Source organism: Mesorhizobium sp. M7A.F.Ca.CA.004.12.1.1 (assembly GCF_003997835.1).
GTDB lineage: Bacteria > Pseudomonadota > Alphaproteobacteria > Rhizobiales > Rhizobiaceae > Mesorhizobium.
In genome coordinates this window covers 1-4,012 of the sequence record NZ_RZRK01000571.1, presented here as the reverse complement: position 1 = coordinate 4,012, position 4,012 = coordinate 1, and the positions used below count along the sequence as shown (strand labels likewise).

Below are 4,012 nucleotides of genomic sequence, written 5' to 3'. Positions count from 1 at the left end.
GGATGCGTGCGATCGCCCAATCCGAGCCGCCGGCCATGATCGTCAGATTGCCTTCGCCTGCCGCCGAGGGACCACCCGAAACCGGAGCGTCGATCCATTCGCATCCCGTGGCCGCTTGGACGCGCCAACCGATGGACCGGCAGAAATCCGGCGACACGGTTGAGAAATCCACCACGATCTGCGGTGACAGCAGAGCATCCGACAGGCCCGCTTGGCCAAACACCACGGTTTCGACTGCCGCCTGCGACGGCAGGTTGAGGAGCACGAGATCCGCGTCCTCGACACAGTCTTTTGGCGACGCAGCGCCAACTGCACCCGAAGCCATAGCCGCAGCTTGCCGGCCGGCATCGGCGTCGAAGACTCGTAGCTTGTAGCCAAGCCCTGCAAGGCGCGCGGCCATGGGTCCGCCCATCAGGCCGACGCCGATATAGGCAAGGCGCGGCTTACCGGATGTCATAGAATTGGACCGCATTGTCGTGGAACAGGCGCTTTTGCGCTTCAGGTCCGAGATCCGCCGTGATCTCCTTGTAGCCACCAAAGATCTTATCGAGCGTGCCGCACACACTGTCGACCGGGAAATTGCTCCCGAACAGGCAGCGCTCGACGCCGTAAATCTCGATGATCGACCTCACGATGTCGCGGTTGTTGGCGACCGTCCAAGGCTGGCCAGGCAGGCCGATGCCGGAGATCTTCACTGCCACGTTGGGCCGCTTGGCGAATTCGGTCATTGCCGCCTTCCAGCCGGCAATCCCCTCGGCACTGCGATCGGCCGGCAGCCCTGAATGCAGCAGGATGATCTGCGTCTGCGGGAAGCGGTCGGCGAGCGTGCACGCCTCGTGCAGATGCCACCATGGTGTCTGCAGATCGAACCGCAAACCATAGCTGGACAGCATGGCGAAACCTTCGACCCAATGCGGGTCGACCATGCTGCCTGGAGCGGCTGAGCCGGGCTTGGGATTGGATTTCGGCCTGTGACGCAGGCCGCGTACGAAGTCGAAACCGGCCAGCCGCTCCAGCACCCGGGCGCGGTCGTCCCGGTCGAGCCATGCCTGGCCGACAGCGACGTTAGGCCACCCCGTCTCACGACGAAGGGAGGCGATATAATCCATCTCGCCGATTGGATCATTCGGATCCCACTCGGCTTCGATATAGACCGTCTTGACAACGTGGTGGCCGACAGCGTCCCGCTTGTAATCGGCCGGCAGATACGGCCGGCATATCGAGGAGTAGTCGCCATAGCGGAATGGGATCAGCGGCCGATCGTTGAGCCACGGATAATAGTTCTGCTCGGGATTCCAGAAGTGGACGTGAGCATCCACCATCGGCATATCAGTCACGTCTGTCTCCTCTCCGTCTCGGGACGACCCGTCTCAGATTGGATGCCAGCTCCTCATCCGGCATCCGCAGTCGTCGCCGCGATTTATCGCGATTTATTCAGCGGCGGCCGCATAGGGGACGTTGCGCCCGCCATAGCGACGGACACGAACGTTTGCCTGCTCGGCATGGCCGGCGAACCCTTCAAGTATGCAAAGGCGCGAACAGTATTCGCCGATCATTGCCGAGGCCTCATCGGTCAGGACGCGTTGATAGGTAACGGTCTTCAGGAACTTGCCGACCCAAAGGCCGCCGGTGTAACGGGCGGCTCCCGCCGTCGGCAGCGTGTGGTTGGTTCCAATCACCTTGTCGCCATAGGCGACATTGGTTCGCGGCCCGAGAAACAGCGCCCCGTAGTTCGTCATCCGCTCGAGGAAGATATCGGGATCGCGTGTCATGACCTGCACATGTTCCGATGCGATGCGGTTTGCTTCACCGACCATTTCGTCCTCTGTCGAACACAGGATCACCTGGCCATAATCCTCCCATGCGCGACGGGCGACGACGGCAGTCGGCAGGATATTCAGCAGCCTTTCGACCTCTGCGATCGTGGCTTTGGCGAGGGCCTCTGAATTGGTCAGCAAGACTGCCGGTGAGTTGGGACCATGCTCGGCTTGGCCGAGGAGATCGGTCGCGCATAGCTCGGCGTCGACGCTGTCATCGGCAATGACCAGGGTTTCCGTCGGACCGGCGAAGAGATCGATGCCGACCTGCCCATAGAGCTGGCGCTTGGCTTCCGCCACAAAGGCGTTGCCTGGACCGACCAGCATGGCAACGGACTGGATGCTTTGTGTGCCCAGTGCCATGGCGGCTACGGCCTGCACACCGCCGAGACAATAGATTTCATCCGCGCCTGCCAGGTGCTGGGCCGCAACGATCGCCGCGGCAGGGCGCCCCTCGTAAGGCGGCGCAGCCGTGAAGATGCGCGGCACGCCGGCAACCTTGGCCGTAATGACCGACATATGGGCCGAAGCCAGCAATGGATATTTTCCGCCTGGCACATAGCAGCCGACGGACTGAACGGGGATGTTCTTGTGCCCAAGAACAACGCCCGGCAGGGTTTCGATCTCGATATCGCGCAACGCTTCGCGCTGATGCTGCGCGAAGTTGCGAACCTGTTCCTGCGCGAAGCGGATGTCGCTCAGGTTCTGTTCGGACAGTTCCGCAAGGCAGGCGCGTATTTCCGCATCGGTCAGGCGAAAATCCTTGCGGTCCCATTTGTCGAAGCGGATCGAAAGCTCGCGCACCGCAACATCGCCACGCGCACGGACATCTGCGATGATGCCCTCTACAGTGGCTCTGACGGTGGCCTGATCGGCTGCCACGGCGCTCGGGTCGCGCCCCTCTTTGAGTTTGCGGATCACTTGGTCGCCCCTTCCGTCGTCCTGCCTTCTAAGTAGCTGTCGAGATCGAGCGCCAGTTTGATGATGCTCGAATAGTCCTCGCCGGCATGTCCATTCTGGCAATGGATGGCGAAGAGCTCTGTTGCCAGATTTCCCATCGCTGCCAGGACTTTCGAGCTGTTCGCCAGTTCCTTGGCGAGCCGCATGTCCTTCAACTGGAAATCCGAGCGGAAACCGCCGGCAAAACCGTTGGCAGAGGGCACATTCTCCATCAGGCCCGGGAATGGGTGATAGCGCTCGAGCGCGTAGTTGTTGCCCGAGGAGTTGCGCATCACATCGCTGAGGATTGCTGGGTCGAGACCATTGGCGACACCGAGTGCCAGCGCCTCGACAGTTCCCGCCATGCATATTCCGGACAGAATGTTGTTGCAGAGCTTCGCCGTGTGGCCCGCTCCCGAAGCCCCGACATGATAGATGCGCTGTCCCATTGCTTCCAGCAGAGGGCGGGCATGCTCGACATCCGTGGCCTCGCCGCCGACCATGAAAGTCAAAGTGCCGGAATGGGCGCGCGGCGTCCCGCCTGAAACCGGTGCATCGATCATGCGCCGGCCGGCGGCGCGGGCGGCAGCGGCGATTTCCACGGTGACGGTCGATGAAATCGTGCTGCTATCCATCAAGAGCGCACCCTTGCGGGATGCCGCGATGACACCCGACGCTCCAAGATAGACGTCGCGGACATTGTCTCCGGTCGGAAGCATGGTGATAACCACATCGGCCGATGAAGCCGCCTCGGCGGCGGAGGTGGCACGTTTCACGCCCTGCTTCTCAGCCGCGTCCTGTGCGGCCGAAGACGGGTCGAAGCCAATGACTGGAAAGCCAGCTTGGACCAGATTGCGGGTCATTGGTTGACCCATATTGCCAAGTCCAAGGAAAGCGACGGTTTTCACTTGAGCATTCTCCCGGTCAGGCAGCCGACGTGTTGACGATGACGGTCTTCGACCAGGTGAAATGCTGGACCATGCTTGCCAGCGAGAGCTCACGTCCCATGCCGCTCATTTTCGTCCCCCCATATTCGATGTTGGCTTCCGCGACGGCAAACTGGTTGACCTGCACGAAGCCGGCGTCGATGCGCGACACGAAGTCGAACGCCGCCGGGAGGTTTTCCGTGAAAATCGTTGCCGCGAGGCCGTAAGGCGTGTCGTTGGCTTCCTGCAGCACGGTCTCGAAATCGGTAAAGCGTGAGACAGTCGCGACCGGCCCGAAGATCTCGTCACGGCAAACGGGTGAGCTTGCGG

The 4,012-nt window shown here is 61.6% G+C and carries 5 protein-coding genes; all 5 read right to left on the bottom strand.

What is annotated here, in order from left to right:
• Window positions 1–457: NAD(P)-binding domain-containing protein (locus tag EN984_RS25255; protein ID WP_164765633.1), on the bottom strand; the 457-nt coding region annotated here is incomplete at its 3' end.
• Window positions 444–1,328, bottom strand: coding sequence for an amidohydrolase family protein (locus tag EN984_RS25250; RefSeq protein WP_127273113.1), 885 nt, complete (start codon window positions 1,326–1,328; stop codon window positions 444–446). The genes EN984_RS25255 and EN984_RS25250, both read right to left, overlap by 14 nt.
• A gap of 102 nt (window positions 1,329–1,430) precedes the next feature.
• Complete coding sequence (hisD, locus tag EN984_RS25245; protein ID WP_024505473.1) at window positions 1,431–2,738, bottom strand: histidinol dehydrogenase; 1,308 nt, start codon at window positions 2,736–2,738, stop codon at window positions 1,431–1,433.
• Window positions 2,735–3,664 (bottom strand): 3-hydroxyisobutyrate dehydrogenase, encoded by a 930-nt coding sequence (gene mmsB / locus EN984_RS25240; protein ID WP_127269663.1) that lies wholly within the window; start codon window positions 3,662–3,664, stop codon window positions 2,735–2,737. The genes hisD and mmsB overlap by 4 nt, the downstream gene beginning before the upstream one ends.
• Window positions 3,665–3,680: 16 nt before the next feature.
• On the bottom strand, window positions 3,681–4,012 hold a 332-nt coding region (locus EN984_RS25235), incomplete at its 5' end, for an aldehyde dehydrogenase family protein (protein WP_127384025.1).

Bases quoted from the DNA above. Each gene is read 5' to 3' on its own strand.
- EN984_RS25250 (WP_127273113.1), bottom strand. From the start codon at position 1,328: ATGCCGATGGTGGATGCTCACGTCCACTTCTGGAATCCCGAGCAGAAC.